The 26,228-nt window shown below is 73.1% G+C and carries 22 protein-coding genes, 1 tRNA gene and 1 pseudogene; 10 read left to right on the top strand and 14 right to left on the bottom strand.

Annotation, left to right across the window (positions count from 1 at the left end; translation table 11 throughout):
* Positions 1–7 precede the first annotated feature (7 nt).
* On the bottom strand, positions 8–679 hold the full coding sequence (locus AC27LF_RS05890) for an HhH-GDP family DNA glycosylase (RefSeq protein WP_479662556.1): 672 nt from the start codon (positions 677–679) through the stop codon (positions 8–10).
* A gap of 185 nt (positions 680–864) precedes the next feature.
* On the opposite strand from AC27LF_RS05890, the gene AC27LF_RS05885 reads away from it, so the two are divergent.
* From AC27LF_RS05885 to AC27LF_RS05875, 3 genes and pseudogenes are all read left to right on the top strand, one after another.
* Positions 865–1,389, top strand: a complete 525-nt coding sequence (locus AC27LF_RS05885) for a DUF5709 domain-containing protein (RefSeq protein ID WP_479662557.1) — start codon at positions 865–867, stop codon at positions 1,387–1,389.
* A gap of 88 nt (positions 1,390–1,477) precedes the next feature.
* Positions 1,478–2,911: an L-seryl-tRNA(Sec) selenium transferase gene (gene selA, locus AC27LF_RS05880; protein WP_479662558.1), complete on the top strand. Its 1,434-nt coding sequence runs from the start codon at positions 1,478–1,480 to the stop codon at positions 2,909–2,911.
* A 5-nt stretch (positions 2,912–2,916) separates the two neighbouring features.
* A pseudogene (locus AC27LF_RS05875) lies at positions 2,917–4,617 on the top strand (GTP-binding protein); the annotation flags it as partial.
* A gap of 82 nt (positions 4,618–4,699) precedes the next feature.
* On the opposite strand, the gene AC27LF_RS05870 reads toward AC27LF_RS05875, so the two are convergent.
* Positions 4,700–4,793, bottom strand: a tRNA-Sec gene (locus tag AC27LF_RS05870).
* A gap of 35 nt (positions 4,794–4,828) precedes the next feature.
* On the opposite strand from AC27LF_RS05870, the gene selD reads away from it, so the two are divergent.
* Complete coding sequence (selD, locus tag AC27LF_RS05865) at positions 4,829–5,854, top strand: selenide, water dikinase SelD (RefSeq protein WP_479662559.1); 1,026 nt, start codon at positions 4,829–4,831, stop codon at positions 5,852–5,854.
* A gap of 40 nt (positions 5,855–5,894) precedes the next feature.
* Here the strand turns inward: selD and fdh are convergent, their stop codons facing one another.
* From fdh to AC27LF_RS05850, 3 genes are all read right to left on the bottom strand, one after another.
* Positions 5,895–9,155, bottom strand: coding sequence for a formate dehydrogenase (gene fdh / locus AC27LF_RS05860; RefSeq protein WP_479662560.1), 3,261 nt, complete (start codon positions 9,153–9,155; stop codon positions 5,895–5,897).
* Positions 9,156–9,330: 175 nt separating this feature from the next.
* Complete coding sequence (nrfD, locus tag AC27LF_RS05855) at positions 9,331–10,350, bottom strand: NrfD/PsrC family molybdoenzyme membrane anchor subunit (RefSeq protein WP_479662561.1); 1,020 nt, start codon at positions 10,348–10,350, stop codon at positions 9,331–9,333.
* A complete protein-coding gene (locus AC27LF_RS05850) occupies positions 10,347–11,390 on the bottom strand; it encodes a 4Fe-4S dicluster domain-containing protein (RefSeq protein WP_479662562.1) in 1,044 nt (347 codons plus the stop codon). Before AC27LF_RS05850 ends, nrfD begins: the two co-directional genes overlap by 4 nt.
* A gap of 285 nt (positions 11,391–11,675) precedes the next feature.
* Between AC27LF_RS05850 and AC27LF_RS05845 the strand changes: the two genes are divergently transcribed.
* Entirely contained in the window at positions 11,676–12,860 is a 1,185-nt protein-coding gene (locus tag AC27LF_RS05845) for an alcohol dehydrogenase catalytic domain-containing protein (protein WP_479662563.1), read from the top strand.
* A gap of 311 nt (positions 12,861–13,171) precedes the next feature.
* Complete coding sequence (qcrB, locus tag AC27LF_RS05840; RefSeq protein WP_479662564.1) at positions 13,172–14,701, top strand: cytochrome bc1 complex cytochrome b subunit; 1,530 nt, start codon at positions 13,172–13,174, stop codon at positions 14,699–14,701.
* Here the strand turns inward: qcrB and AC27LF_RS05835 are convergent.
* A complete protein-coding gene (locus AC27LF_RS05835) occupies positions 14,619–15,020 on the bottom strand; it encodes a cytochrome c oxidase subunit 4 (protein ID WP_404022735.1) in 402 nt (133 codons plus the stop codon). The two genes, qcrB and AC27LF_RS05835, sit on opposite strands and share 83 nt — an antisense overlap.
* A complete protein-coding gene (gene ctaD / locus AC27LF_RS05830) occupies positions 15,017–16,696 on the bottom strand; it encodes an aa3-type cytochrome oxidase subunit I (protein ID WP_479662565.1) in 1,680 nt (559 codons plus the stop codon). The genes AC27LF_RS05835 and ctaD overlap by 4 nt, the downstream gene beginning before the upstream one ends.
* A gap of 162 nt (positions 16,697–16,858) precedes the next feature.
* On the opposite strand from ctaD, the gene AC27LF_RS05825 reads away from it, so the two are divergent.
* Entirely contained in the window at positions 16,859–17,245 is a 387-nt protein-coding gene (locus tag AC27LF_RS05825) for a DUF6479 family protein (protein WP_487227778.1), read from the top strand.
* A gap of 21 nt (positions 17,246–17,266) precedes the next feature.
* Here AC27LF_RS05825 and AC27LF_RS05820 read toward each other — a convergent pair whose 3' ends face one another.
* From AC27LF_RS05820 to AC27LF_RS05800, 5 genes are all read right to left on the bottom strand, one after another.
* Positions 17,267–18,295 (bottom strand): iron-containing redox enzyme family protein, encoded by a 1,029-nt coding sequence (locus AC27LF_RS05820; protein WP_479662567.1) that lies wholly within the window; start codon positions 18,293–18,295, stop codon positions 17,267–17,269.
* Positions 18,292–18,513, bottom strand: coding sequence for a CDGSH iron-sulfur domain-containing protein (locus AC27LF_RS05815; protein ID WP_479662568.1), 222 nt, complete (start codon positions 18,511–18,513; stop codon positions 18,292–18,294). The genes AC27LF_RS05820 and AC27LF_RS05815 overlap by 4 nt, the downstream gene beginning before the upstream one ends.
* Entirely contained in the window at positions 18,497–19,171 is a 675-nt protein-coding gene (locus tag AC27LF_RS05810; protein WP_479662643.1) for a HemK2/MTQ2 family protein methyltransferase, read from the bottom strand. Before AC27LF_RS05810 ends, AC27LF_RS05815 begins: the two co-directional genes overlap by 17 nt.
* 23 nt (positions 19,172–19,194) lie before the next feature.
* On the bottom strand, positions 19,195–19,797 hold the full coding sequence (locus tag AC27LF_RS05805; protein WP_479662569.1) for a flavodoxin family protein: 603 nt from the start codon (positions 19,795–19,797) through the stop codon (positions 19,195–19,197).
* A 111-nt stretch (positions 19,798–19,908) separates the two neighbouring features.
* A complete protein-coding gene (locus tag AC27LF_RS05800; RefSeq protein WP_479662644.1) occupies positions 19,909–20,565 on the bottom strand; it encodes an HAD family hydrolase in 657 nt (218 codons plus the stop codon).
* Between the two features lie 230 nt (positions 20,566–20,795).
* Between AC27LF_RS05800 and AC27LF_RS05795 the strand changes: the two genes are divergently transcribed.
* The 3 genes from AC27LF_RS05795 (at position 20,796) to AC27LF_RS05785 (ending at position 22,847) form a co-directional block, all read left to right on the top strand.
* Entirely contained in the window at positions 20,796–21,272 is a 477-nt protein-coding gene (locus AC27LF_RS05795; RefSeq protein WP_479662570.1) for an SRPBCC family protein, read from the top strand.
* Between the two features lie 107 nt (positions 21,273–21,379).
* On the top strand, positions 21,380–21,706 hold the full coding sequence (locus AC27LF_RS05790; RefSeq protein WP_479662571.1) for a plasmid stabilization protein: 327 nt from the start codon (positions 21,380–21,382) through the stop codon (positions 21,704–21,706).
* A gap of 109 nt (positions 21,707–21,815) precedes the next feature.
* Positions 21,816–22,847 (top strand): SDR family oxidoreductase, encoded by a 1,032-nt coding sequence (locus AC27LF_RS05785; RefSeq protein WP_479662572.1) that lies wholly within the window; start codon positions 21,816–21,818, stop codon positions 22,845–22,847.
* Positions 22,848–22,923: 76 nt separating this feature from the next.
* Here the strand turns inward: AC27LF_RS05785 and AC27LF_RS05780 are convergent, their stop codons facing one another.
* A complete protein-coding gene (locus AC27LF_RS05780) occupies positions 22,924–24,015 on the bottom strand; it encodes an SDR family oxidoreductase (protein WP_479662573.1) in 1,092 nt (363 codons plus the stop codon).
* A gap of 399 nt (positions 24,016–24,414) precedes the next feature.
* Positions 24,415–26,220, bottom strand: a complete 1,806-nt coding sequence (locus AC27LF_RS05775) for a thiamine pyrophosphate-requiring protein (protein WP_479662574.1) — start codon at positions 26,218–26,220, stop codon at positions 24,415–24,417.
* Positions 26,221–26,228: the final 8 nt, after the last annotated feature.

The following is a 26,228-nucleotide window of genomic DNA, read 5'->3' as shown; positions in this document are numbered from 1 at the left end:
GGTGCCGCTACGCGGCCTTCGCCTCGGCGAGGACGTCGTCGGCGAGCGGCTTGTCCAGCGCCGCGTGGACCAGTCCGTCGGTGAAGCGAGCCAGTTCGCGCCTGCTCACCAGGCTCGCGAGGTGTTCGGGCGAGGCGGGCAGCCCCAGCCGCCTGGCGCCGTCCAGCGCCTTCTTGTCGACATAGGGCGCGAACTCGGGCCACACCGTCTGCACGGCGCGCAGGAAGATGTCGGCACCCGTGGGCCCGAGTCCGGGAACCTCCTGGAGCGCGTCCCTCGGGTCGTCCCGCTCACGCAGCCTGCGCAGATCACCGCCGTACCGCTCCAGCAGCAGGTCCGCGCCGTCGCCCAGCATGGTGGCCGTGCGCTCGTCGTAGCGCCGGTATCCGCCCTCGCCGAGCGCGTCGACACGCTGCTGCCAGGACGCCTTCGCCATCGCGCGCGGGGTGCGCATGCCCGCCTCGAACCGCGCCCGCGCGGCGGCCACCGCGATGTCCGCCTTGATGCGGGCGCTCAGCAGCACGGCGAGGACGAGCGCCTGGTAGAGCGGACCGGGCGTGTTCCGCAACCGGATGCCCGCCTGGTCGAGGTAGGTCGATTGCTGCCGGTCGAGCAGGGCCCGTACGACCGCCTTCTCCGTGCGGTCGCTGGAGTTCTTCCTGGTCGTCGTGGAACTCATGACGCCTCGCAACGTGGACGAAGTCGGACCGCGGGTCCCGGGCTCGTGCTGACGGGTTTCACGGGTCCGGCAACCGGAAACCCGGGCGCGAGGACTTCCGGGGGCCATGCCGGCGGCCACGGCACCGTCCGGTGCGCGCGCCGCGGTCACACGCCGGACCCGATCCGACCGCGCGAGGAGCACGCATGTCCGACGAGCAGGGCGAGTACGAGCACATGGGCGACGAGGTGTACCAGCCGGACCGGTCCGAGGTCCAGGACGACGCCGGGGTGCTGGACCCCGAGGACAGCCTGGACGAGCGCGGCGTCGACCCCGCGATCGACGAGGGGTACTCGCCGCCCGAGAAGCCGCTCGCGGCACACAGCCGCGGCACCACGGCCGCGGAGCAACGCGAGCGGGAGTCCTTGGACGAGCGCCTGCGGGCCGAACGACCCGATGTGGGGCCGCCGCCGGGCGACGGGATCGGGGACCTTCCGGGCGGCAGCGGCGAGCGCGTCGACACGGAGGCCGGTGACAGGCGCGCCGGGCGGCTGACCGCGGCCGGCGAAGCGTCCCGGGGGGCCGGGGCGGCGGACGACACCGTGGCGGAGGAGACCGGTGTCGCCGGTGGCGCGGCATCCGCCGAGGAGGCAGCCGTGCACGTCGTGGACGAGCCCGCACAGTCCTCGCCGGCACCCGGCGAGGACGGCAACGGGCCACCGCCCGCCTGACCCGCGCCGGCGGGCGCGCCGCACCGGTGGCGACGCGGTGCGGTCGGCCGCGGCGTGTCGAGCGCACCGCCCGGGGCACTGGGGGACGATGGACGTCGCGCAGGACATCTCGGACGGTCGGAGGCGGGCGGAGAGGCAGGACCGGGTGGAGCCGCAGGTCGCATCGGAGGAAGCCGGGAAGGCACGGGCCGCGACGCCCGCGCCCGAAGGGGGGACCGGCGGTCCGCCCGAGGACGTACGGCGCAGGATCCCCCGCACCGACGCCCTCCTGCGGGAACCGCGGCTGACCGAGGCGGCCCGTCGGCTGGGCGCGTCCGTCGTCAAGGCCGCGGTACGCGAGGCACAGGAGCGTGCCCGCACCGGCCGTGTCCCGCCGGAGCGGACCGCCGACACGGCCGTCGCGCTGCTGCCGCGGACGGCGGGCGGACTGCGCACGGTGATCAACGCCACCGGGGTCCTGCTGCACACCAACCTCGGCCGGGCGAGCCTGTCGGCGGCGGCACGCCGGGCCGTGGCGGAGGCAGCGGGCCCCACCGACGTGGAACTCGACCTGGCCACCGGCGTACGGGCCCGGCGCGGGCGCACGGCGCTCGGGGCGCTGCGCGAGCGGGTGCCGTCCGCCGCGGCGGCGCACGTCGTCAACAACGGCGCCGCCGCCCTGGTACTGGCCGCCACCGCGCTCGCCGCAGGCAAGGAGATCGTCATCAGCCGCGGCGAGATGGTGGAGATCGGGGACGGTTTCCGGCTCCCGGACCTCCTGGAGTCCACCGGGGCCCGGCTGCACGAGGTCGGCACCACCAACCGCACGACCGCCGCCGACTACGCCGCGGCGATCGGACCCGGCACCGGCTTCGTGCTCAAGGTGCACCCCTCGAACTTCCGCATCACCGGCTTCACGAGCGGCGCCGGCGCCCGGGAACTGGCCGCGCTGGGCGTGCCGGTGGTCGTCGACATCGGCTCAGGGCTGCTCGCCCCCCACCCGCTGCTGCCCGACGAACCCGACGCCGAGACGCACCTGCGGGCCGGCGCCTCGCTGGTGACCGCCAGCGGGGACAAACTGCTCGGCGGACCCCAGTGCGGCCTCGTCCTCGGCGAGGCGGGACTGGTCCGCACCCTGGCCCGGCACCCGCTGGCCCGCGCCCTGCGCGTGGACAAGCTGACGCTGGCCGCCCTTCAGGCCACGCTCACCGGACCGCCGACCCCGACCGCCGAGGCGCTTTCGGCCGACCCGGCCGCGCTCAGCGCCCGCGCCGACCGGCTCGCCCGCCTCCTCGGCGCACACGGCATCGACGTCCGGTCCGTGCCGAGCGCGGCGACGGTCGGTGGCGGCGGCGCGCCCGGAGTGACCCTGCCCAGTGCCGCGCTGTCCCTGCCGGAGCCGTTCGCCGCCGCGCTGCGCGCCGGACCCACTCCGGTCGTCGGACGGCTGGAGGCGGGGCGCTGCCTGCTCGATCTGCGCGCGGTGCCGCCCGAGGACGACGAACGGCTGGCCGCGGCGGTCCGGTCGGCCGCGGAAAGGTAGCCGGCATGCGCGTTCTGGCCACCGCCGGCCATGTCGACCACGGCAAGTCCGCCCTGGTGCGGGCGCTGACCGGCATGGAACCCGACCGCTTCGAGGAGGAGCGGCGCAGAGGGCTGACCCTCGACCTCGGGTTCGTGTGGACACGGCTCGTCCCGGACGGGGAACAGGTCGCCTTCGTGGACGTGCCCGGTCACGAGAAGTTCGTGCCGACCATGCTCGCCGGGGCAGGGCCGGTGCCCGCGGTGCTGTTCGTGGTGGCCGCCGACCAGGGCTGGCAGGCCCAGTCCGAGGAGCATCTGGCGATCCTCGACGCGCTCGGTGTGCGCCACGCGGTCCTCGCCGTGACCCGCAGCGACCTGGCCGACCCCGGCCCGGCCCGCGCCGCCGCGCTGGAGCGGATGGCGGCCACCTCGCTGGGCGCCGTACCGTCCGTCGCGGTCAGCTCGGTCACCGGCGCCGGACTCGACGAACTGCGCGCGGTACTGGCCCGGTCGGTTGCCGCGCTCCCGGTCCCGCCCGCCGACGCGGACGTACGGCTGTGGCTGGACCGGGCCTTCACGGTGCGCGGGCACGGCACGGTGGTGACCGGCACGCTCGGGGCCGGCACCCTGAGGGCGGGCGACCGGCTGGTGACGGGCGACGAGGGCGCCACGCTGCGCGTGCGCGGTCTGCAGACGCTGAACGAGGAACGCTCCGTCGTCAGCGGGGTGGCCCGGGTCGCGGTCAACGTGCACGGCCCGGCGGCCGGAGCGCTGCGCCGCGGTCAGGTACTGCTGGCACCGGAGCGCTGGCTGCTCACCCACCTCATCGACGTGCGGGTCACCGGCGAACCGGTCGACGGCCTGCCGAGGAGGGTCACCCTGCACATCGGCACCGCCGCCGTCCCGGCCGCCGTCCGCCCGCTCGGCACCGACACCGCACGGCTCACCCTGGACCGCGGCCTGCCGCTGCGCGTCGGCGACCGTGCGGTGCTGCGCGAACCGGGAGGCCGCCGCATGCCGTGCGCGGTGACCGTCCTGGACGTCCGCCCGCCGCCACTGACCCGGCGGGGCGCGGGCCGGGCCCGCGCGGAGCAACTGGCCGCCATGACCGGCGTCCCGGACGGGCCGGCCGAACTGCGCCGCCGCCGGCTGATCCGGCGCCCGGAACTGCTCGCCATGGGCGTACCGGCGCCGGCCTCGCCGGTCGCCGGGGACTGGCTCGCCGACCCGGCGCACTGGACCGCACTGCGCGAACGCCTGACCGCGGAGGTGGACCGGTACGCGCGAGCGCACCCCCTGGAGCCGGGCCTGCCCACACAGGCGGCCGGGCATCTGCTCGGCCTGCCCGACCGGTCACTGGTGGACGCCCTGGCCGACGCGCCCGGCGGCCCGCCGCTCACCCGCCGTCAGGGCAGGCTGTACCGCGGCGAAAGCCCCGGGCCCGTCCTGCCGCCCGCCGTTCGCGCGGCCGTCGACGCCGTGGGGCGGGAGCTTACGACGGCACCGTTTCGCGCGCCCGAGGCCGACCGCCTCACCGAACTGGGCCTGACCGGCAAGGCGGTGGCCGCCGCGGTCGCCGCGGGCGCGCTGCTGCGGGTCGCCGACGGGATCGTGCTGCTGCCCGGCGCGGACGCGCGGGCCGCCGCGGTGCTCGCCCGGCTGCCCCAGCCGTTCACGCTGAGCGAGGCCCGGCAGGCCCTCGGCACCACCCGGCGGGTCGCCGTGCCGCTGCTGGAGCACCTGGACGCACAGGGGTACACGGAGCGCATCGACGACCGGCGGCGGCGCTGCCGGACCGGCACCGCAAGCGGAGGCGGACGGGAATCGAACCCGCCTGCCCGAGATCCTCGGGCACCTCGGTTTTGAAGACCGGGAGGGCCACCAGGCACCCACACGCCTCCACCGACCCCCAAGGCTACGCGCGCAGGAGACCGCGATGACCACGACCCGCCAAGCGTCCGTACGACTCACGCAGTACGCCCACGGCGGCGGCTGCGCCTGCAAGATCCCGCCCGGTGAGCTGGAGGACGTCCTCGGCGCCCTTGCGGCACCGCTGCCGGCATCGGCCGTCGACACGCCCCTCCTGGTCGGCCTCGCCACCGGGGACGACGCCGCGGTCGTCGCGCTGCCCGCGCAGAGCGGCCCCGCACAGGCCGTGGTGTCCACCGCTGACTTCTTCACGCCGGTCGTCGACGACCCCTACGACTGGGGACGCATCGCCGCGGCCAACGCCCTGTCCGATGTGTACGCGATGGGCGGCAGGCCCGTCGTCGCCGTCAACCTCCTGGCCTGGCCGCGTGACGTGCTGCCGTTCGAGCTGGCCCGCGAGGTGCTGCGCGGCGGGCTCCAGGTCGCCACCGAGGCCGGCTGCCACGTCGGCGGCGGCCACAGCGTCGACGACCCCGAACCCAAGTACGGCATGGCCGTCACCGGACTGGCCGACCCGGCACGGCTGCTGCGCAACGACACCGGCCGGCCCGGCATGCCGCTGTCGCTGACCAAACCCCTCGGCCTCGGCGTGCTCAACAACCGGCACAAGGCCACCGGGGAACGGTTCGAGCAGGCCGTCGCCACGATGGCGGCCCTCAACCGGGACGCGTCGGCCGCGGCCCTGGCGGCCGGGGCGGTCTGCGCCACCGACGTCACCGGTTTCGGACTGCTGGGCCATCTGCACAAGCTGGCCCGGGCCTCGCGGGTGACCGCGGTGATCGACACGGCCGCCGTGCCCTACCTCGACGGCGCACGCCAGGCCGTACGGGACGGATATGTCAGCGGCGGCACCCGGCGCAACCTGGCGTGGGTGGCACCCGTCACGGACTTCGGCACGACCGACGAGGACACACGGATCCTGCTGGCCGACGCCCAGACCTCCGGCGGGCTCCTGGTCGCCGGCGAGGTGCCGGGGGCGCCGGTGATCGGGGAACTCGTGCCGTGCGGACCGCACTCCGTGGTGCTCCGGTGACGGCGGACCACGAGGTGGGCTGCGAAGGAGTGCGGCGCCCTCACATCTGCGTGCCCGTACGGTCGTCGATGCCGGCCCGAGCCCGGTAGGCGCGCACCAGCTCGACGGCCGCCGGGCCCCGGGGGCGCCGTCCGGGCCGGATGTCGACGGCGATCGCCTTGGCCTCCTGGATGTGGGTGTTGGGGTCGAGGGACAGATGCAGCAGTTCGTTGGCGGCGTCGCCCGTGCTGTAGCCGTTGGGACCCCAGTGGTAGGGCAGCCCGATCTGATGCAGGGTCCGCCCCTGCACGGTCAGCGGCGGTATCCGGTCGGTGATCAGCACCCGGGCCTCGATGACGTTGCGGGCGCTGACGATCGTCGCCCAGCCGGTGTGGGCGAGTCCGCGCTCGGCGGCCAGCTGCGGGGAGACCTCGCAGAAGAACTCCGGTTGCAGCTCCGCCAGATAGGGCAGCCAGCGGGACATGCCGCCCGCCGTGTGGTGTTCGGTGAGCCGGTAGGTGGTGGCGACGTACGGGAACACCTGCGTGCCCGGTTCGTCGGCGCTCGGCTGGTAGCGGTTGTCCGGCAGCGGCGGCATCAGATGCCGTACCGGATTGCGCTGCCGGCCGTACAGCAGGTTCCGGAACGGGGAGTCCTGCGGCTCGTAGTGCACGGGCAGGGGACCGTCGGTGAGCCCCGAGGGCGCGTACAGCCATGCCTTGCCGTCGGCCTGCATGATGAACGGGTCGGTGCCCGACAGGGCGTCGGCGCCGGTCGCGTCCGGCGGCGCCTGGTAGTGCGGCGACCTGCCCTGCGGGAAGTCGGGGACGTCGTGGCCCACCCACCGGCCCTGCTCCGCGTCCCACCACACCAGCGCCTTGCGCTCGCTCCACGGCCTGCCGTCCGGGTCGGCCGAGGCCCGGTTGTACAGGATGCGGCGGTTGGCCGGCCAGGCCCACGCCCACTCGCCCGCCACCCAGTTCTGCTCCGCGCCCGGCTTGCGACGGGCCGCCTGGTTGATCCCGTCGGCGTACACCCCGCAGTAGATCCAGCAGCCGCACAGGGTGGAGCCGTCGTCCTTGAGCTGGAGGTAGGAGGAGAGCGGGTGGCCGTCGGCGTCGCGGCCGTTGATCTCGGCGAGGACGGCCTCCGCGTCCGGTTCGGCCGGCGCGCCCTTCGTGGGGTAGTCCCAGGCCAGATCCAGCACGGGACGGTCCATCGGGTCGGTGGAGCCGGCGAGCTTGCGCCGGATCAGCCGTCCCAGGTGGTAGGTGAACCACAGGTCGCTGCGGGCCTCGCCGGGCGGCTCGACCGCCTGGTGGTGCCATTGCAGCATGCGCTGGGTGTTGGTGAAGCTGCCGTCCTTCTCGGTGTGCGCGGCGGCCGGCAGGAAGAACACCTCGGTGCGGATGTCCTCGGTGCGCAGCTCGCCCGTCTCGATCTCCGGCCCGTCCTTCCACCAGGTGGCCGACTCGATCAGCGAGAAGTCCCGGACCACCAGCCAGTCCAGGTTGGCCATGCCGAGGCGCTGGAGTTTGGCGTTGGCGCTGCCGACCGCCGGGTTCTCGCCGTACAGGAAGTAGCCCTTGCAGGTGCCCTCCAGCTGGGCCATGGTCGTCTCGTAGGTGGAGTGGGAGCCGGTCAGGCGCGGCAGGTAGTCGAAGCAGAAGTCGTTGTCGGCCCGCGCGGCATCGCCCCAGTACGCCTTGAGCAGGCTCACCAGGTAGGAGCGCATGTCGCCCCAGTAGCCCTTGCGTGCCGAGTCCGCCTCGACGAAGGCGTCCAGATCCTGGTTCAGGTGCGCGTGCGGCATCGGGATGTAGCCGGGCAGCAGGTCGAACAGGGTGGGGATGTCCGTCGACCCCTGGATGGAGGCGTGGCCGCGCAGGGCGAGGATGCCGCCGCCGGGCCGGCCGATGTTGCCGAGGAGCTGCTGGAGGATGGAGGCCGCGCGGATGTACTGCACGCCCACCGTGTGCTGGGTCCAGCCGACCGCGTAGGCGAAGGCCGTCGTGCGGTCCCGGCCCGAGTTGTCCGTGACCAGGTCGCACACCTGCCGGAACAGGTCCTGCGGCACCCCGCAGATCTGTTCCACCATCCGCGGTGTGTAGCGGGCGTAGTGCCGCTTGAGCACCTGGAACACGCAGCGCGGGTGGCTCAGTGTCTCGTCCCGCTCCGGCTCGCCCACGCCGATGTCCGCGCCGCCGGAGCCGTGGACCTCGCCGCGCGCGGCCTCGGTCAGCGACCTGCCGCCTCTGGTGCGCTCGTCGTACCAGCGGTCGCGTTGGCCGGACGCCGCCTGCACCTGCATGCCTTCGTACTGCCAACTGCTGTTGTCATATCGGCGGTTGTCCGGGTCCAGGCCGGAGAAGACGCCGTCCAGGTCCTCCGTGTCCCGGAAGTCCTCCCGCAGCACGGTGGGCGCGTTGGTGTACGCCACCACATAGTCACGGAAGTACTTGTCGTTCTCCAGGACGTAGTTGATGATCCCGCCGAGGAAGACGATGTCCGTGCCCGCGCGCAGCGGCACATGCAGGTCGGCCAGCGCGCTGGTGCGGGTGAAGCGCGGGTCGACGTGGATCACCTTCGCGCCGCGGGCCTTGGCCTCCATCACCCACTGGAAGCCGACCGGATGGCACTCGGCCATGTTCGAGCCCTGGATGACGATGCAGTCCGAGTTCTGCAGGTCCTGCTGGAAGGTGGTCGCGCCGCCGCGTCCGAACGAGGTTCCCAGACTGGGAACGGTGGAGGAGTGTCAAACGCGCGCCTGGTTCTCGATCTGGATGGCGCCGAGCGCGGTGAACAACTTCTTGATCAGGTAGTTCTCTTCGTTGTCGAGCGTGGCGCCGCCCAGGCTCGCGAAGCCGAGGGTGCGCCGGGTGCGGGTCTGCTCGACCTCCCACTGCCAGCCGGCCCGCCGTGCCTCGATCACCCGGTCGGCGATCATGTCCATCGCCCGGTCGAGGCCGAGCCGTTCCCATCCGGTGCCGTGCGGACGCCGGTACAGCACGTAGTGCTCGCGGGCGTCACCGGTGGTCAGCTGGAGGCTCGCCGAGCCCTTGGGGCACAGCCGGCCGCGGGAGACGGGGGAGTCGGGGTCGCCCTCGATCTGGGTGACCCGCCCGCCCTCGACGTAGACGTTCTGGCCGCAGCCCACCGCGCAGTACGGGCACACCGACTTCACCACCCGCTCCGCGCTCGCGGTGCGCGGGGCGAGCCGGGCGCTGCGCGCGCTCTTGGCCGCGGCTCCGCGGCCCAGCGGGTCGGTGCCCCTGAGCTGGCGGTAGACCGGCCACGAGTCGATCCAGGTGCGCACACCCATCAGTCAGACCTCCCGCCCGCCTGCCGCGCGGTCGGCGACCCGCGCGGCCCCGGCGTCTTCCGGCCGCTCCCACCTGTTCCCCGGTCGATTGTCCCGCGGTACGGCGGTGACGGCATCTTCGCTCAGCGGGTACCCACCCGGTGCGATGTCTCCCGTGACCATGCGTGCACCTCCGTCAGCCGGTGCGGGCCCGCAGGCGCTCGCGCTGGGGCACGACCGTGTACTTCGGGTCCTCGGCGGAGGCCACCCCGGCGTGGAACACACCGAGGCGCAGGGCGGCCGAGCCGGTCAGCAGGGCGGCCCCGGCCGCCGCGGCCAGCGGCCGGCTGTGCCGCAGTCCCGCGCTTCCGGCGAGCGCCGCGCCGCCCGCCGTGAGGATCTCCGCCGACCGCATCAGCGCCCGCGGCCCACCCTGCTCGTAGGGTTCGGCCGCAAGGCCCATGCGCCGCTTCATCGCCTGGTACGCGCCCAGTTCCAGGGCCGCCCCGAGCAGCGCCAGCCGGCGCGCGGGGCCCGTCTGCGCGACGGGGGCGGCGGCCAGTGCGAGCCCGGCCGCCGCGGTGGCGCCGGAACCGGCGAAGACGAACGGCAGCTCGCGACGGCCCTCGTGCCAGGACGGCACCGCCGTGTCCGCGATCAGCACGGCGGTGTACGTCGTGACCGCCGGGCCGAGCAGCGCCGCGGCCCCCGTCGCGGCGGAGCCGACGAGCCGGCAGCGGCCCGCGAGATCCGCGGCCGCCGCGGTCATGGTCAGCGGGACGTATCCGGCCAGCAGCCAGGACCCGAGGCTCATCGGCGAGGTCGGCTTGAAGACGCGCAGCATGTTGAGGAATCGCTCCGGCCGGCCCAGGTCGTGGACCAGCGCGACCAGGGACAGCGAGATGGCGCCCGCCGCGGCCAGCTTCGCCGACCTGGCCAGCGCGGGACGCCCGGTGGCCTGTCCGCCCGCGGCCAGCAGCGACGAGGCACCGGAGAGCCCGCCGAGGTAGAGGTATCCCGCGATGTCGAGCGGTGCCCAGACCGGTTTCTTCAGGACCGGCCTGCCGTAGTACGAGGAGAACCGGGCCTCGGGCACCATGGCCTGCTCGCCGCGCCCGCGGCGGCGTCGGCGGCGCCTGCTGGGCTCCGTGGCGGCGGCCGTCCGGCCGGCCTCGGCGTCCCGCTTCCCGCGGCGCGGCCCAGCGGATCCGGTCATCGTGGCCTCCTTGCGAAACTGGCGACGGCGAGCGCGGCGAGCGAGACGGCGGCGACGGCCGCGTGCCGCCACATGTCCGCGAGGTCCCGGGTGGTGACGACCGGGTCGGGCGGCAGGCCGTAGACCTCCGGCTCGTCCAGCAGCAGGAAGAACGCGCCGTCCCCGCCCACCCCGTCGTCGGGGCTCTCCCCGTACAGCCGGGCCCCGGTGACCCCGGACGCGTGCAGCTGTGCCACCCGGTTCGCCGCCCGTTCCCGCAACTCGTCCAGGGGGCCGAACTGGATCGACTCGGTCGGGCACGCCTTGGCGCAGGCCGGTTCGAGGCCGGTCCCGAGCCGGTCGTAGCACAGGGTGCACTTCCAGGCGCGCCCGTCGCCCCGGCGCTGGTCGATGACCCCGTAGGGGCAGGCCGGTATGCAGTAGCCGCAGCCGTTGCAGATGTCCTCCTGGACGACGACCGTGCCGAACTCGGTGCGGAACAGCGATCCGGTGGGGCACACGTCCAGGCAGGCGGCATGGGTGCAGTGCTTGCACACGTCCGAGGACATCAGCCAGCGCAACTCCGTGCGGCCGTCGGGGGACACCGGGGAGATCTGCCCGCCGGGGCCGTCCTCGGCCGCGGTGCCGGCCGCCGGGGCCGCCGCACCGAGGCCGCGGGCGGCGTCGAAGACATCGAGGGCACCGACGGCATCGGCGGCATCGGCGTTCCCGTGCCCGTCGCCGGAGCCGGCGCGCACCGGTGTGCGCTGCTCGATGAAGGCCACATGGCGCCAGGTGTCGGCGCCGAGCCCCTGGGTGTTGTCGTAGGACATGCCCGTCAGCTCCAGGCCGTCCTCCGGGACGGCGTTCCACTCCTTGCAGGCCACTTCGCACGCCTTGCAGCCGATGCACACGGAGGTGTCCGTGAAGAAGCCCATGCGCGGCGGGGCGTCGGGGTACCCGGAGGCGCCCGCCACGTCCGGCTGGGGACCGAACAGCTGGTTGCCGTGCACCGCGTCCCGCTCCGGCCGATGTGTCCCGCCGACATCGCTGTGGGTCATGGCTCGCCCTCCTCGATCAGGGCACCCGCTCCTCGGCCTGTCCCGCCTTCGCCGCGGCCCTGCTTCGAGCCTGGCACGGCCGCCCGCCGCACGCGCGCCGGGAACCGCCCGCGCACCTGCCCGGCGGGGAACGTGACGAGCGACCCACGGTCCCGGGCCGAAACGAGCACCGCCGTGCGCGTACCCGGCACGCGCGTGTCGGAACCCGCGGGCAGGGGACTCGGAGTACCGCGGACGGCCCGCCGTGGCCGACCGGGTACAGCCGTGAGCGGAGGAGTCGAGACGATGCGCGCACTGACCTGGCAGGGACTGCGAGACGTACGGGTGGAGACCGTCCCGGATCCGACGATCGAGAAGCCGGACGACATCGTCGTCAGGGTCACGTCCTCCGGCATCTGCGGCTCCGATCTGCACCTGTACGAACTGTTCGGGCCGTTCCTGGAGCACGGTGACATCCTCGGCCACGAACCGATGGGGATCGTGGCGGACGTCGGACCCGAGGTGCACGCCCTCGCCCCCGGCGACCGCGTGGTGGTTCCGTTCAACGTCTCGTGCTGTGACTGTTTCATGTGCGACCAGGGCCTGCATTCGCAGTGCGAGACCACCCAGGTCCACGAGTACGGCACCGGCGCCTCGCTGTTCGGCTACACGAAGCTGTACGGGCAGGTGCCGGGCGGGCAGGCCGAGTTCCTGCGCGTGCCGTTCGGGAACCGGCTGCCCGTCAAGGTGCCCCACGGCACGCCCGACGACCGGTATGTGTATCTGTCCGATGTGCTGCCCACCGCCTGGCAGGCGGTCGAGTACGCCGACATCCCGCCGGGCGGGACGGTGACCGTGCTCGGGCTCGGGCCGATCGGCGACATGGCCGCCCGGATCGCCCAGCACCGGGGAGCCCGGCTGGTCATCGGGATCGACCTGGTCGACGAACGCCTGGCACGCGCCCGGGCCCACGGGGTCACCTGCCTGGACGTCCGGGACAGCGGCAAGGACCTGGGCAGGGCGGTGCGGGACCTCACCGACGGACGGGGAACCGACGCCGTCGTCGACGCCGTCGGGATGGAGGCCCACGGCGCCCCGTTCGCCAAGGCCGCCCAGTGGTTCGTGGGCCACCTGCCCGACGGCGTGGCCCAGCCGCTCATGGAGAAGGCGGGCGTGGACCGGCTCGGCGCGCTGCACACCGCCATCGACCTCGTCCGCAGGGGCGGCACGATCTCCGTGTCCGGTGTCTACGGCGGAGCGGTCAGCCCCATGCCGCTGATGACGATGTTCGACAAGCAGATCCAGGTCCGCATGGGCCAGGCGAACGTCCGGCGGTGGGTGGACGACATCCTGCCGCTGCTCACGGACGAGGATCCGCTCGGCGTCGACACCTTCAAGACGCACGACATGCCGCTGGAGGACGCCCCGAAGGCATACGCGATGTTCCAGGCCAAGGAGGACGGCATGATCAAGACCCTGCTGCATCCCTGACCCGCCCGCACCACGAAGCCCTTCGGCACGGCTCCGGCGCAGGACAACGCGCGACACCGCAGTGGGTGCCCCGCACGCCGTGGAACACACGCGCGGCCCCCGGCGCCGGCGGGGCCGTGGGTGCGGCACGCACGCCTGTCGGCCGATCGGGTGCCGGGCCACGGTCGCACGGGTGTTTCGCGGGGGCGGGGTACTCGTCGCGCACCCCCCGGGCAACGGATGCCGGAGAACACGGGGTGTGACACCGCGAGGAGGTCTGTCGTGAACGGTGTGCCGCACGAGGGAACCGTCAGCCGCGCCGTGGATTCGGTGTGACGGCGCCCGAGCCGGGCGCGGCCCGCCACCGGGGAGAACGACTGGCCGACGCGGCCGACAGGCGGCTGCCCGTGTACGACGGCGGCGGAGCGCTGCTGCGCAAGGCGTTCCCCGACCACTGGTCGTTCCTGCTGGGCGAACTGGCCCTCTACAGCCTGGTTCTGCTGCTGCTGACGGGCGTGTGGCTGACCTTCTTCTTCAAGCCCGAGATGCGGGAGGTGGTCTACGACGGCTCCTACCGGCCGCTGCGCGGGGTGCGGATGTCGACGGCGTTCGCCTCCACCCTGGACATCAGCTTCGACGTGCGCGGCGGCCTGCTGATCCGGCAACTGCACCACTGGGCCGCGCTGGTCTTCGTCACCGCGATCGGCCTGCACCTGCTGCGGATCTTCTTCACCGGCGCCTTCCGCAGGCCCCGCGAGCTGAACTGGGTCATCGGCGTCACGCTCTTCGCGATCGCCCTGGCGGAGGGCTTCGCCGGCTATTCGCTGCCGGACGATCTGCTCTCCGGCACGGGCCTGCGGATCGCCCAGGGCATCATGCTGTCCATTCCGGTGGCGGGGACGTACCTCGCCCTGTTCGTGTTCGGGTCCCAGTTCCCGGGGCACGACATGGTGACCCGGCTGTACAGCCTGCACATCCTGCTGCTGCCGGGGGCGCTGGTCGCCCTGGTCACGGTGCACCTGATGCTGGTCTTCCACCTCAAGCACACCCAGTGGCGCGGGCCAGGCCGCAGCAACGCGAACGCCGTCGGCAAACCGCTCCATCCGCGGTTCACGGCCTCGTCCGCCGGTCTGTCCCTCGCCGTGTTCGGGGTGTTGTCGGTGCTCGCCGGCATCGCGCAGATCAACCCGGTGTGGGTGTACGGGCCCTACCGGCCGGACCAGGCGTCGACCGGGTCCCAGCCCGACTGGTACGTCGGCTTCCTGGAGGGCGCCCTCAGGCTCGTACCGCCCTGGGAGACGAACTTCGCCGGGCACACCCTCATGTGGAACGTCCTTGTGCCGGCCGTCGTGCTGCCCGCGCTGCTCTTCCTCGTCCTGTACGCGTATCCGTTCGTGGAGCAGCGGTTCACCGGGGAGGGAAGGCAGGAGCGGCACCTGTGCGACCGGCCCCGGGAGCGGCCCGTGCGCACCGGACTCGGCGTCGCGGGCGTGACCTTCTACGGCGTGCTGCTGCTGGCCGGCGGCAACGACGTCATCGCGGCGACCTTCCGCATCTCGGTGAACAGCCTGACCTGGGTGCTGCGCATCGCCCTGATCGTGGCGCCGATCCTCGCCTTCGCGCTCGTCCGTGCGCTGTGCCACGCCCTCGTGGCCGCCGAGCAGGAGCGTCTGAGGGAGGGTGAGGAGACCGGCGAGGTGCGCCAGACCCTGGCGGGCGGATACGAGTCCGGCCACCGTCCGGTCACCTCCTTCCGGCCGGGCGCCCCGCGCATCCCGGTCAGTCCTCCCGCTCGACGCCCCGGTTCGCGTACTGGAACACCAGACCCAGGACACCCCGCGCCAGAACACCGAGGCCGATGAGGAACAGCCACAGCCCGTAGACGACACCGGTCGCCGCGACCGAGAAGCCGAGCGCGGTCACGATCGGCCAGTGGCTGTGCGGCGGGAAGAACTCCAGCGGCCCGGCGGCATCGGTGACCTCCGCCTCGGTGCGGTCCTGCGGGCGCCGGCCGCGACGGGCGTACTGCACCGCGCAGAAGAAGGACACGAGCGCGGCCATGCCGAACGCGACGATGAGCGCCGCGGTGCCGGTCGGATCGCCCGACCAGGCCCCGTAGAGCGCCGCGGTACCGCCGAAGAAGACGGCCACACCGCCGAACAGCAGGGCCTCCACCTTCACTGCAGTCCCTCCCGCTTCGCCTGGCGTACGACGTCGGGGTGGTGCAGGTCGAACGCCGGGGACTCCGACCGCACCCGGGGCAGCGCCACGAAGTTGTGGCGGGGCGGCGGGCAGTCGGTGGCCCACTCCAGGGCCCGCCCGTACCCCCAGGGGTCCGCCAGCTCGACGCGCCGCCCGTACCGGGAGGTGTGCCAGACGTTGTACAGGAACGGCAGGGTGGACACGCCCAGCAGCAACGCGCCCGCCGACGACAGGGTGTTCAAGAGCGTGAAGCCGTCGGAGGGCAGATAGTCGGCGTAGCGGCGGGGCATCCCCATCTCACCGAGCCAGTGCTGCACGAGGAACGTCAGCTGGAACCCCGGGAACAGCAGCCAGAAGTGCACCTTGCCCAGCCGCTCGTCGAGCATCTTCCCGGTGAACTTGGGCCACCAGAAGTAGAACCCGGCGAACATCGCGAAGACCACGGTGCCGAACAGCACGTAATGCAGATGGGCGACGACGAAGTACGAGTCGGTGACATGGAAGTCGAGCGGCGGCGAGGCGACGAGCACGCCGCTGAGCCCGCCCAGCAGGAACGACACCAGGAAACCGAGGGACCACAGCATCGGTGTCTCGAAGGACACCGACCCGTGCACCATCGTCCCGATCCAGGCGAAGAACTTGATCCCCGTCGGCACCGCGATCAGGAACGACATGACGGAGAAGAACGGCAGCAGCACCGCGCCCGTGGCGAACATGTGGTGTGCCCACACCACGGCCGACAGCATGGTGATCGAGGTCGTCGCCCCGATCATGGGCAGATAGCCGAAGAGCGGCTTGCGCGAGAACACCGGGATGATCTCGGAGATGATGCCGAAGAACGGCAGGGCGACGATATAGACCTCGGGATGCCCGAAGAACCAGAACAGGTGCTGCCACAGCAGGGCGCCGCCGTTGGTCGCGTCGAAGACGTGCGAGCCGAACTTCCGGTCGGACTCCAGGGCCAGCAGCGCCGCGGTGAGCACCGGGAACGCGGGCAGCACCAGGATGGACGTGAACAGCACGTTCCAGGTGAACATCGGCATCCGGAACATCGTCATCCCCGGGGCACGCAGACACAGGATGGTGGTGATGAAGTTGACCGCGCTCAGCGTGGTCGACACACCGGTCACCACCAGCCCCATCGCCCACAGGTCACCGCCGGCGCCGGGGGAGTAGTACGCGCTGTTGAGCGGCGCGTACGCGAACCAGCCGAACGAGGCCGCGCCGGTCGGCACCAGGAACCCCGAGACCACCATGAGGCCGCCGAAGAGGTACATCCAGTACGACAGCGCGTTGAGCCGGGGCAACGCCAGGTCCGGCGCGCCGATCTGCAACGGCATCACCGCGTTCGCGAACCCGGCGAACATCGGCGTCGCGAAGAGCAGCATCATGATGGTGCCATGCACCGTGAAGAACTGGTTGTAGGTGTGCTGGGTCACGAACTGCAGCCCCGGACGGGCCAGTTCGGCGCGCATGGCGAGCGCCAGCAGCCCGCCCAGAAGGAAGAAGCAGAAGGAGGTCACCATGTACAGCCGGCCGATCACCTTGTGGTCGGTGGTCGAGGCCCAGCCCAGCAACGTCCGCCCCAGTGAGGTCGCGGTCCGCGCGGACGTGCCCCCTTCGCCCTCGCCGAGGCGTTGCGGCACTTCGGTCATGGTCCTCCTCACCCCGGCCGACAGCGGACAGCACCGGGCGAGTGCTCCGCCCGGCGGACGGGAAACCGGCGACTCCTGTGCGTGACGACGCTACCGGTGACGGCGATGAATACCGGTCGCGCCACGCTTTCCTGAATCCGGTGGCACAGGGCGGGGTACTCGATGCCGATGAACACGACACCGATGAACACGACACCTGAGTACCTGGCCGCCGCCGGGTCGACGGCCGGGATGATCGTCATCGTCGTCGGGGGGCTGCTCGTCACGGCGGCACTGGTGTGGTCGCTGCGGCTGGGGGCCAGGGTGCTGCGACGGGAGCAACTGCCGCACCGGCCCGCCGCCCGGACGAGGCCGCCGCGGTCGGGGCCGGTGGGCGAGGAACGGCAGATGCGTGAACCCAGCGAGGTGCCCCGGGTGACGGAGGGTCACCGGCCCACGCCCCACGAACTCGGCAACACCCCGGACCGGCCGAGCGGCAACCAGGACCGGCCGCGCTGGCGGTCCGGTTCCAGCGGGTCCTTCGGCGGCGGGGGCGGCGGCGCGACCTGAGGCCCGGCCCGGCGAGAGGGCTCAGGAAGACGGCCCTGCCGCGCGCAGGGCCGTGGCACCGCCCCGCCACGCTCCCAGCAGCCGGGCCGCGAGCCGTTCCTCAAGGTAGGAGGTCGCGCGGATGCCGAACACCACGTCGGCCTCCAGGCGGGGTTCGCTCTCCAGCAGCCCGCCGACGACATCGTGCCGCACGACCTGTTCGTGCACCGCGTCCGCCTCGACGTGCTCTGTGTAGAAGCGCACGGCCGCCGGACCGGCCCCCACCCGGCGCAGGGCCTCGGCGAGCCGGCGGGAGGCCGGGGACGAGGTCACCTCCACGGCGGCGAAGTGCCCGACGAGCGCGCCGCGCAGCGCCCGGTGCAGACCGAACAGCGACATCACATTGACCGTCGCGAGCGCTTCGGCCGGAGCGCTGTCGACATAGCGCCCGTACGCGGTGTCAAGGCCGAGGTCCGCCATGAGATCGGCGAACAGCTCCGCGTGGATCTCGTCGGCGCGGCCGGCGCCGAACTCGTCGAACTCCACGGCGACCATGGCCGCCTTGGCCCGGCCGCGCAGCCTGGGAATGACCCAGGCGTGCGGGTCCGCCTCCTTGAGGTGGTACAGCGAGCGCAGCGCCGCGTACTCGCGCAGCTGCCGCAGTGTGCCCGCGCCGCACAGATGGTGCGAGACACCGCCGGCGGCGTCGCCGACCGGTTCCAGCTGGAGCTCGTCCAGCGCACGCGCGGCCGTGTCGGTGCCCGCGACCGGCACGTCCGAGCGCAGCGCACCGAGGAAGCGGTCCTCGATCGCACCGCGCAGCGCCAGCAGCCCGCTGTCCCATTCGAGGCGGTCCGGTACGCCCGCGAAGCCCGCGTAGTGCAGCTCGTACAGGACATACAACGCGAGTTGCAGATCGTCGCCGTACGCGCAGCCCCGCACCGGGACCGGCGGACGGCCGGGCCCCGATGCGCGCAGTGCGGCCAGCACCGCGGCCGACAGCGCACCGCGCGGCTCGGGCAGCGGCGGCGGGCGCAGCGGGGCGTGCCGCCGGGCGGGCGTGGCCGTCATACGTCCTCGCCCCCGCTGTGCCGCCTGTCGCGGCGGCGGTGGCTGGTGTCGCACCAGGGAAAGATCCGGCTGCGGCGGCAGGTGCAGACCGCGACCATGAAACGCTTCGAGACGATCACCTCACCGTCCTCGCCCACCACTTCGACCGGTCCCTCCACCAGCAGGGGCCCGTCGCGCTGGACGCGGATACGGCGGGGGCGTTCAGGCATGTTCGGCACGGATCACCACCAGCTCCTCCGTCATGGTGTCGGACGCCAGTCCCCGCTCGCGCAGCCAGCCGAGCCGCGAGCGCAGCACACGCCCGAACGGCAGCCGGGCCCGGTCGACGACCGCCGGGCGCAGTCCCGCCGCTTCGAGACGGTCCAGGGTGTCCTCGATGCCGCACAGATGCGAGTGCACGAGCAGCAGCGCTCCCGCGGACCGCAGGATCGCCGGGGCCGTGTCGCAGACCCGGTCGATCAGCGCACGGCCGTCGCTGCCGGCGTCCCAGGCCCGCGCCGGGCCCCGGCGCGGCAGCCCGCCCGGGGCGGGGACATACGGCGGATTGGCGACCACGAGGTCGAAACGGCGGCCCGGCACCGCGGACGCCAGATCGCCGTGGCGCACGCGCACGCTCTGCCCGTTGAGCAGGGCGTTGAACCGGGCGGCGGCCACCGCCCGCAAGGAGATGTCCACCGCGGTGACGCGACCGCCGAGGCGGGCCGCCTCCACGGCGAGCACACCGCTGCCCGTGCCCAGGTCCAGGACGTCCGCACCGCTCGCGATCCGCTCACGGCACATGGCCCGCCGCAGCAGCCGGGTGTCGGCCTGCGGGGCGTAGACGCCCCGGGGAACCCAGCAGCGCGGCCAGGACGCGGTGAGCGTGTCGGCGGTCATCGGGGATGCCTGCGTCATCCGGGTCACCCGGCTGCCTTCAACGGCAGGGAGGCCAGCGCCCGGGCCACCCCGCACAGGTTGTCGGCCATGGTGCGGCCGGTGCGGTGCGCCCAGTCACGGCCGCGCCGCTCCTCCAGATAGTCGGGGCCAGGACCCGGGCCGAGATGCCAGTACGTCCAGGCCTGACCGGGAACGGTGTAGCCGATGTCGGCGAGCGCCCCGGAGATCTCGCTGATGACATGGTGGGCGCCGTCCTCGTTGCCGGTGACCACCACGCCCGCCACCCGGTTGTAGGCGACGGGCCTGCCCGCGTCGTCCGTCTCGGACATCATCGCGTCCATGCGTTCGAGCACGCGTTGCGCCACCGAGGACGGCCGGCCCAGCCAGGTGGGCGAGGCGATGACCAGTATCTGCGACTCCAGCAGCTTGTCGTGCACCTGTGGCCACTGGTCGCCGTCGCCCGCGTCGGTGACCACGCCCGGCGCGATGTCCAGGTCCACGGCCCGGACCTGCTCCACCGCCACCCCGTGCTCGGCAAGACGCCCGACGACCACGGCGGCCAGTGCCTCGGTGTTCGAAGGCTCGGGGGACTTCTTGAGCGTGCAGTTGACGACCAGTGCTTTCACCGTTGCTCCCGGAGCGATCGACGACACGTGTGCACGCCGGGCGCGCCGACGGCGCCGTCCGAGTACCCCGGCACGGCGGAGGTAACGGGACACGCAACGGCGCGCCCCCGGTCACGCCAAGGGGCTGCGCGCCAGTGAATCGAGCAGATGCGCCGGATCCCGGAAGACGGCCTCGGCGCCGGCCTCCTCCAGATCGGCGCGGGGTATGCCGCCGCAGAGCAGCGCCACACACCGCACCCCCGCGCGCCGGCCCGCCCGCATGTCCCACACCGTGTCGCCGACGAACACCGCACGCTCCGCCGGAACGCCCGCCAGCTCCAGCGCCCGCTCCACGGGTTCCGGCGCGGGCTTGCCTTCGGTGACGTCGTCGGCACTGGCCGTCGCCGTGATGGCGTCGTCCGCGTCGATCGCCCGCCGCAGCGCGGACAGTTCGTCGCCGGCCGCCGAGGTGGCCAGCACGACCTGCCGGCCGTCGTCGGCCAGGCGCCGCAGCAGGCGTCCCGCGCCGGGCAGCGCGGAAAGCCGCTCGAAGTACTCGGCGTAGAGCACCTTGTGGGCACCGCTGAGATCCGCCGCCTCGCTCCGGGCCCGCGTCTCGCCCAGCAGATGCGCGACGAGGTCGGCGGAGCCGAGCCCCACCGCCCGGTGGATGGCGTGCGCGGTGATCCGGTGGCCGGCCTGGCGGAACGCCTCCCACCAGGCCACCACATGCAGATGGTTGGTGTCGACCAGAGTTCCGTCCACGTCGAACACGGCCGCTCGCCGCATCTGCGCCATCACGCCTCCCGGCGTCGGGGACCACGGGCGGTCCCGGGTCAGGACCGGGTACCCGGCGAAACACCTGCGGGAACCCGGCCGGCCGGTGGGCCGCATTCCGCGAGGCCGCGTCCGCCCGTCGACATGTGTCGTGTCGTCCGCGTGGGGTGGGTACCCGGTCTCGTGTGGACCCATGGTGCGCCGGCAGTCCGGCGCGAGCGGCCAACGACAAGGAGGACGACATGAGCACGGTCAGCAAAACGGTGGACGTCGACGTCCCCGTGCGTACCGCCTACAACCAGTGGACGCAGTTCGAGGAGTTCCCGAACTTCATGGAGGGCGTCGAGGAGGTGAGGCAGCTCGATGACCGGCACAACCACTGGACCTCCAGCATCGGCGGGGTCAGGCGCGAGTTCGACACCGAGATCGTCGACCAGCTCCCGGACGACCGGATCACCTGGCGCGCCATCGCCGGCGATGTACGCCAGCGGGGCTCGGTCCGGTTCCAGCGGCTGGACGACACGCACACCCGGGTGGAACTCACGATGGAGGTCGAGCCCGAGGGCGTCGCGGAGAAGGGCGCGGACGCGCTGGGCCTGATCGACCGGCGGGTCAAGGGAGACCTGGGCCGCTTCAAGGACTACATCGAAGGCCGCGAGGGCGAGAGCGGTGCCTGGCGCGGACGGATCCGGCCCGAGGACCCCGGCTCGATGCTCTGACGGCCCGTCGCGGACCCCACGCGTCGGGCCGCTCCGTCGGGGAACTCGTCCCCCGTACGACCACGTGAGCGGGCAGCACGCCCGGTACGCCGAACAGGAGAGGCACCATGCCGGCCGGATCAAGTTCCAAACGGGAACGACAGTACGAGCACATCAAGAAGAGCGCGGAGGACCGCGGCGAGTCGACGGGGCGCGCCAAGGAGATCGCCGCGCGCACGGTCAACAAGGAGAGGGCGAGGTCGGGCGAGTCGAAGACCGCGGGCAGGGCCTCGACCCGTGACCCCAAATCGTCGTACGAGCGCGGTGGGCAGCGTTCGCACCGCGGCGCGCAGGGCCCCACGAAGGACCAGTTGTACGACGAGGCCAGGAAGCGGAACATCCACGGACGCTCCTCGATGAGCAAGAAGGAGCTGGAGAACGCGCTCGGCCGCTGACGGGAGAGCCCTGCCCGCGGCCCCGGGCGGCCACCGACGCCGTCACAGCCGGACCTGCCTTGCCGCGGTTCGGCTGTGACGTGCACCCTCACACCGAAAGGAGCCGCAGATGAGCAGCGAAACGGGCGGCGGGGTCGTCGTCACGGGCGCCACCGGGAACCTCGGCACGAGCGTGGTGCGCCTGCTCAGCGAGGACCCGCGGGTCCCGTGGGTGCGCGGCATCGCCCGGCGCACACCCGGCTGGGCACCCGACAGGACCGAATGGCACGCCGTCGACCTCGCGTCCGAGCAGGCCGACCTCGCCCCGGTGTTCCAGGGAGCGGAAGCCGTGGTCCACCTGGCGTGGGCGTTCCAGCCGACGCACGACCCGGCGAAGACCTGGCTGACCAACGTCCTCGGCAGCATCAGGGTGTTCGAGGCGGTGGCCGCCGCCCGGGTACCGGTGCTGCTGCACGCCTCCTCGGTCGGCGCCTACTCCCCGGGCCCCAAGGACCGGGCGGTGGCCGAGTCCTGGCCCACGCACGGCTGGCCGGACGCCGCCTACTGCCGGGAGAAGGCATACCTGGAGCGCGCCCTGGACGCCTTCGCACGCGACCACCCCGAGATCCGGGTGGTCCGCATGCGGCCGGCGTTCCTGTTCAAGCGGGAGTCCGCGAGCGAACAGCGCCGCATCTTCGGCGGCCGGTTCCTGCCCGGCCCGCTGCTCCGCCCCGAACTGCTGCCCTTCCTGCCGGATGTGCCCGGCCTGCGGGTGCAGGTCCTGCACACGGACGACGCGGCCCGCGCCTTTCAGCTCGCCCTGCGGCGCAGCGATGCGCGTGGCGCCTTCAACCTCGCCGCCGAACCGCCTCTCGACGCCGGCCGGCTCGGCGAGATGCTGGGCCTGCGCCCGGTCCGGCTGCCCCGCACCGCGGCCCGGTCCGCGATCGCGGCGGCCTGGGGGCTCCATCTGCTCCCCGCGTCCCCGCAGCTCTTCGACGCGGTGCTGCGGCTGCCCCTGATGGACTGCGGCCGGGCCCACGGCGAACTGGGCTGGGAGCCGGAGCACGGCGCGCCCGACGTGGTGCGGGAGTTCCTGGGCGGGTTGCGAGCGGGCGAGGGAGCGGACACGGAACCCCTGCGGGGCCGCAAGGTCGGCTGACCGCCCCGGTATCGCCGACCTTGCGGGCCCCGGCATCCCCGCCGTCCCTCCCGGGAGGGACGGCGGGGATGCAGCCTCACCGAGTGAGCCGTGGGAGCCGTGACCGAGTGAGCCGTGGGAGCCGTGCGAGCCCGTCACCCTGTCGTGTCCCGGCGTGCCCGGTCCGGCCGCTCAGCCGTCGCCCCAGGCCGACGGCGGCGGCCGCCAGGCCCACCGACGTGGTGGCGGCGGTGACCACGGGGTGCCGGGCGAGGGCGGCCTGGGCGGAGTGCGGGTGGGACCTCTCGTCGAAGACGCCGTGGGCGCCGTAGTCGCTGCCCGGCGGCTCGTCGGACGGGCTGAACAGATTGTCCGCACCGGTCGGGGCCGGGCGGTCGGTCTGCTGGGAGTCGAAGCCCGTACGGGCCAGGTAACGGTCGAGGAGGGCGGGGGCGATCCGGTTGGCCCAGACGGTCGCCGCGGTGCTGGCCCCGATGTAGTACTGCTTGCGTTCGGGGTGGTCGGCGGCGTACAGGACGCCCCGCGCGGCGACCTCCGGCTGATAGATCGGCGGCACCGGCTGCGGGTGCCGGGACAGCCGCGACCTGACCCAGGAGAACTGCGGGGTGTTGACCGCGGGCATCTGGGCGATCGTGATGTGCACATTGCTCGCCCGGTGGAGCAGTTCCAGGCGCACGGACGACGTGAAGCCGTTGATGGCGTGTTTGGCGCCGCAGTAGGCGGACTGGAGCGGGATCGACCGCTCGCCCAGGGCGGAGCCCACCTGCACGATGGTGCCGCGGTCGCGCGGCAGCATGCGGGCGAGCGCCGCGCGGGTGCCGTTGACGAAGCCCAGGTAGGCGACGTCGGTCACCCGCTGGTACTCCTCCGCGCTGATCTCCGTGAAAGGCGCGAAGACGCTGGTGAACGCGCAGTTGACCCAGACGTCGATGGGGCCGAGGGCCCGCTCGACGGCGTCGGCGGCGGCCGAGACCTGGCCGGCGTCGGAGGTGTCCGCCTGCTGGACGAAGGGGCGCCCGCCGAGGTCCGCCACGTCCCGCGCCGCCGCCTCCAGCCCGCCCCGGCCACGCGCGATCAAGGCGACGGCGGCGCCGCGTCGCGCGTACAGACAGGCGGTGGCACGGCCGATACCGGCGCTGGCCCCGGTGATGACGACGACTTGCGGCATGATCGATCCCTCCGGTCGGATGTGCGGTCCCGGTCGGGTGTGCGGTCTTGTGCGGGTGCGCCGCCCTGGGTGGGAACGGCGTCCGGGTCGGGTGTGCGGTCTTGGGTGGGTGTGCCGCCCTGGGTGGGAACGGCGTCCCGGTCGGGTGTGCGGTCCTGGGCGGGTGTCCTGTCCCGGTCGGGCATGGCGTCCGGGTCGGCTGTCCCGTCCCGGTCGGGAACGGCGTCCGGGTCGGGTGTGCGGTCTTGGGCGGGCACGGCGTCCGGGTCGGGCACGGCGTCCGGGTCGGGTGTGCCGTCCCGGTCGGGTGTGCGGTGCCCGGCGGGTCTGCGGTCCCGGGGGAGTGGGCCGTCTGTCCGGGGGCGGGGCCCTTCGGTCGTTGTGCGAGCGGGGCGGCGGTCATCGTCCGCCCGTTCCGTGGCGGCCGTGGGGCAGGAACTCCTGGACCTTTGCCTTGAAACCCTGCCTGACCATCGCGGCACGGTCGCTGTCGCCCTTGAGGACGGCCGTCGCGGCGGCCTCGATCTGGTCGAGGGTGGCGTGCGGCGGAATGGGCGGTACGGCGGGATCGGTCACGAAGTCGAGCACGCAGGGCCGGTCCGCGGCGAGCGCGGCCTCCCAGGCGCCGCGCACCTCGTCCGGCTTCTCGACGCGCTGCCCGGTCAGCCCGACGGAACGGGCGAAGTCGGCGTAGGCGACGTCGGGGATCGACTGCGAGGGCAGGAACTGCGGGGCGCCCGACATGGCCCGCATCTCCCAGGTCACCTGGTTGAGGTCCCGGTTGTTGAACACGGCGACGACGAGCCTCGGGTCCTGCCACTCGTGCCAGTACTTGGCGATGGTGATCAGCTCGGCCATGCCGTTCATCTGCATCGCGCCGTCGCCGACCAGGGCGATCGCCGGCCGGTCGCCGTGCGCGAACTTCGCCCCGATGGCGTACGGCACCCCCGGCCCCATGGTGGCCAGCGTGCCCGACAGCGAACCGCGCATGGCACCGCGCAGCTTGAGATGGCGGGCGTACCAGTTGGCGGCGGACCCGGAGTCCGAGCTGAGGATCACATTCTCCGGGAGCAGCCCGCCGAGGGTGTGCGTGACGTACTCCGGGTTGATCGGATCGGCCTGAACGGCGGCGCGCCGCTCCATGACCTCCCACCAGCGCGCGACGTTGTCCTCGACCTTCTTCCGCCACGCGGGACGGTCGGCCTGCTTGAGGAGCGGAAGCAGCCGGCGCAGCGTCGTGGCGGCGTCGCCGACGAGATTGACCTCGAACGGGTAGCGCAGGCCGACCATGTGCGGGTCGATGTCGATCTGCACGGCCCGTGCCTGCCCGAACTCCGGCAGGAACTGGGTGTAGGGGAAGGAGGAGCCGACGACGAGGAGGGTGTCGCAGTCCCGCATCAGCTCGTACGACGGCCGGGTGCCCAACAGGCCGATCGCGCCGGTCACATACGGCAGGTCGTCATCGAGGGCGTCCTTGCCCAGCAGCGCCTTGGCGACGCCGGCGCCGAGCCGTTCGGCGACCGTCGTCACCTCAGGACGGGCCCCGCGCGCGCCCTGCCCGATCAGCACGGCGGTGCGTTCGCCGGCGTTGAGCACGTCCGCGGCCCGCTGCAGGTCCTCGTCGGCGGGCACCGGCGCGTAGTGCGGCATGCCGAGACTGGAGGGGACCATCTTGAACGCGTGCTCGGGCGGGGAGTAGTCCAGCTCCTGGACATCGGCCGGGACGATCACGGCGGTCACCGAGTGGCGCGCCAGCGCGGTGCGCAGCGCCCGGTCGAGCACGTTCGGCAGCTGCTCGGGGACGGTGACCATCTCGCAGAAGTCCGAGGCGACGTCCTTGTACAGGCTGACCAGGTCGACCTCCTGCTGGTACGAGCCGCCCATGGCGCTGCGGTTGGTCTGCCCGACCACGGCGACCACGGGCACATGGTCCAGCTTCGCGTCGTACAGGCCGTTGAGGAGATGGATGGCGCCCGGTCCCGAGGTGGCGGCGCAGACGCCGACCCGGCCGGAGAACTTGGCGTAGCCGACCGCTTCGAACGCGGACATCTCCTCGTGCCGCGCCTGGATGAACCGCGGGTTGTCGTCCGCGCGTCCCCAGGCCGCGAGCAGGCCGTTGATGCCGTCTCCGGGATAGGCGAAGACGTACTCCACGCCCCACTCGCGCAGCCGCTGGAGGAGGTAGTCGGAGACCTTCGTCGACATGGTCGGAT

It is taken from the genome of Streptomyces diversicolor (genome assembly GCF_057537855.1).
The sequence above is the reverse complement of the archived record's forward strand: the minus strand, read 5'-3'. Positions and strand labels throughout refer to the sequence as shown.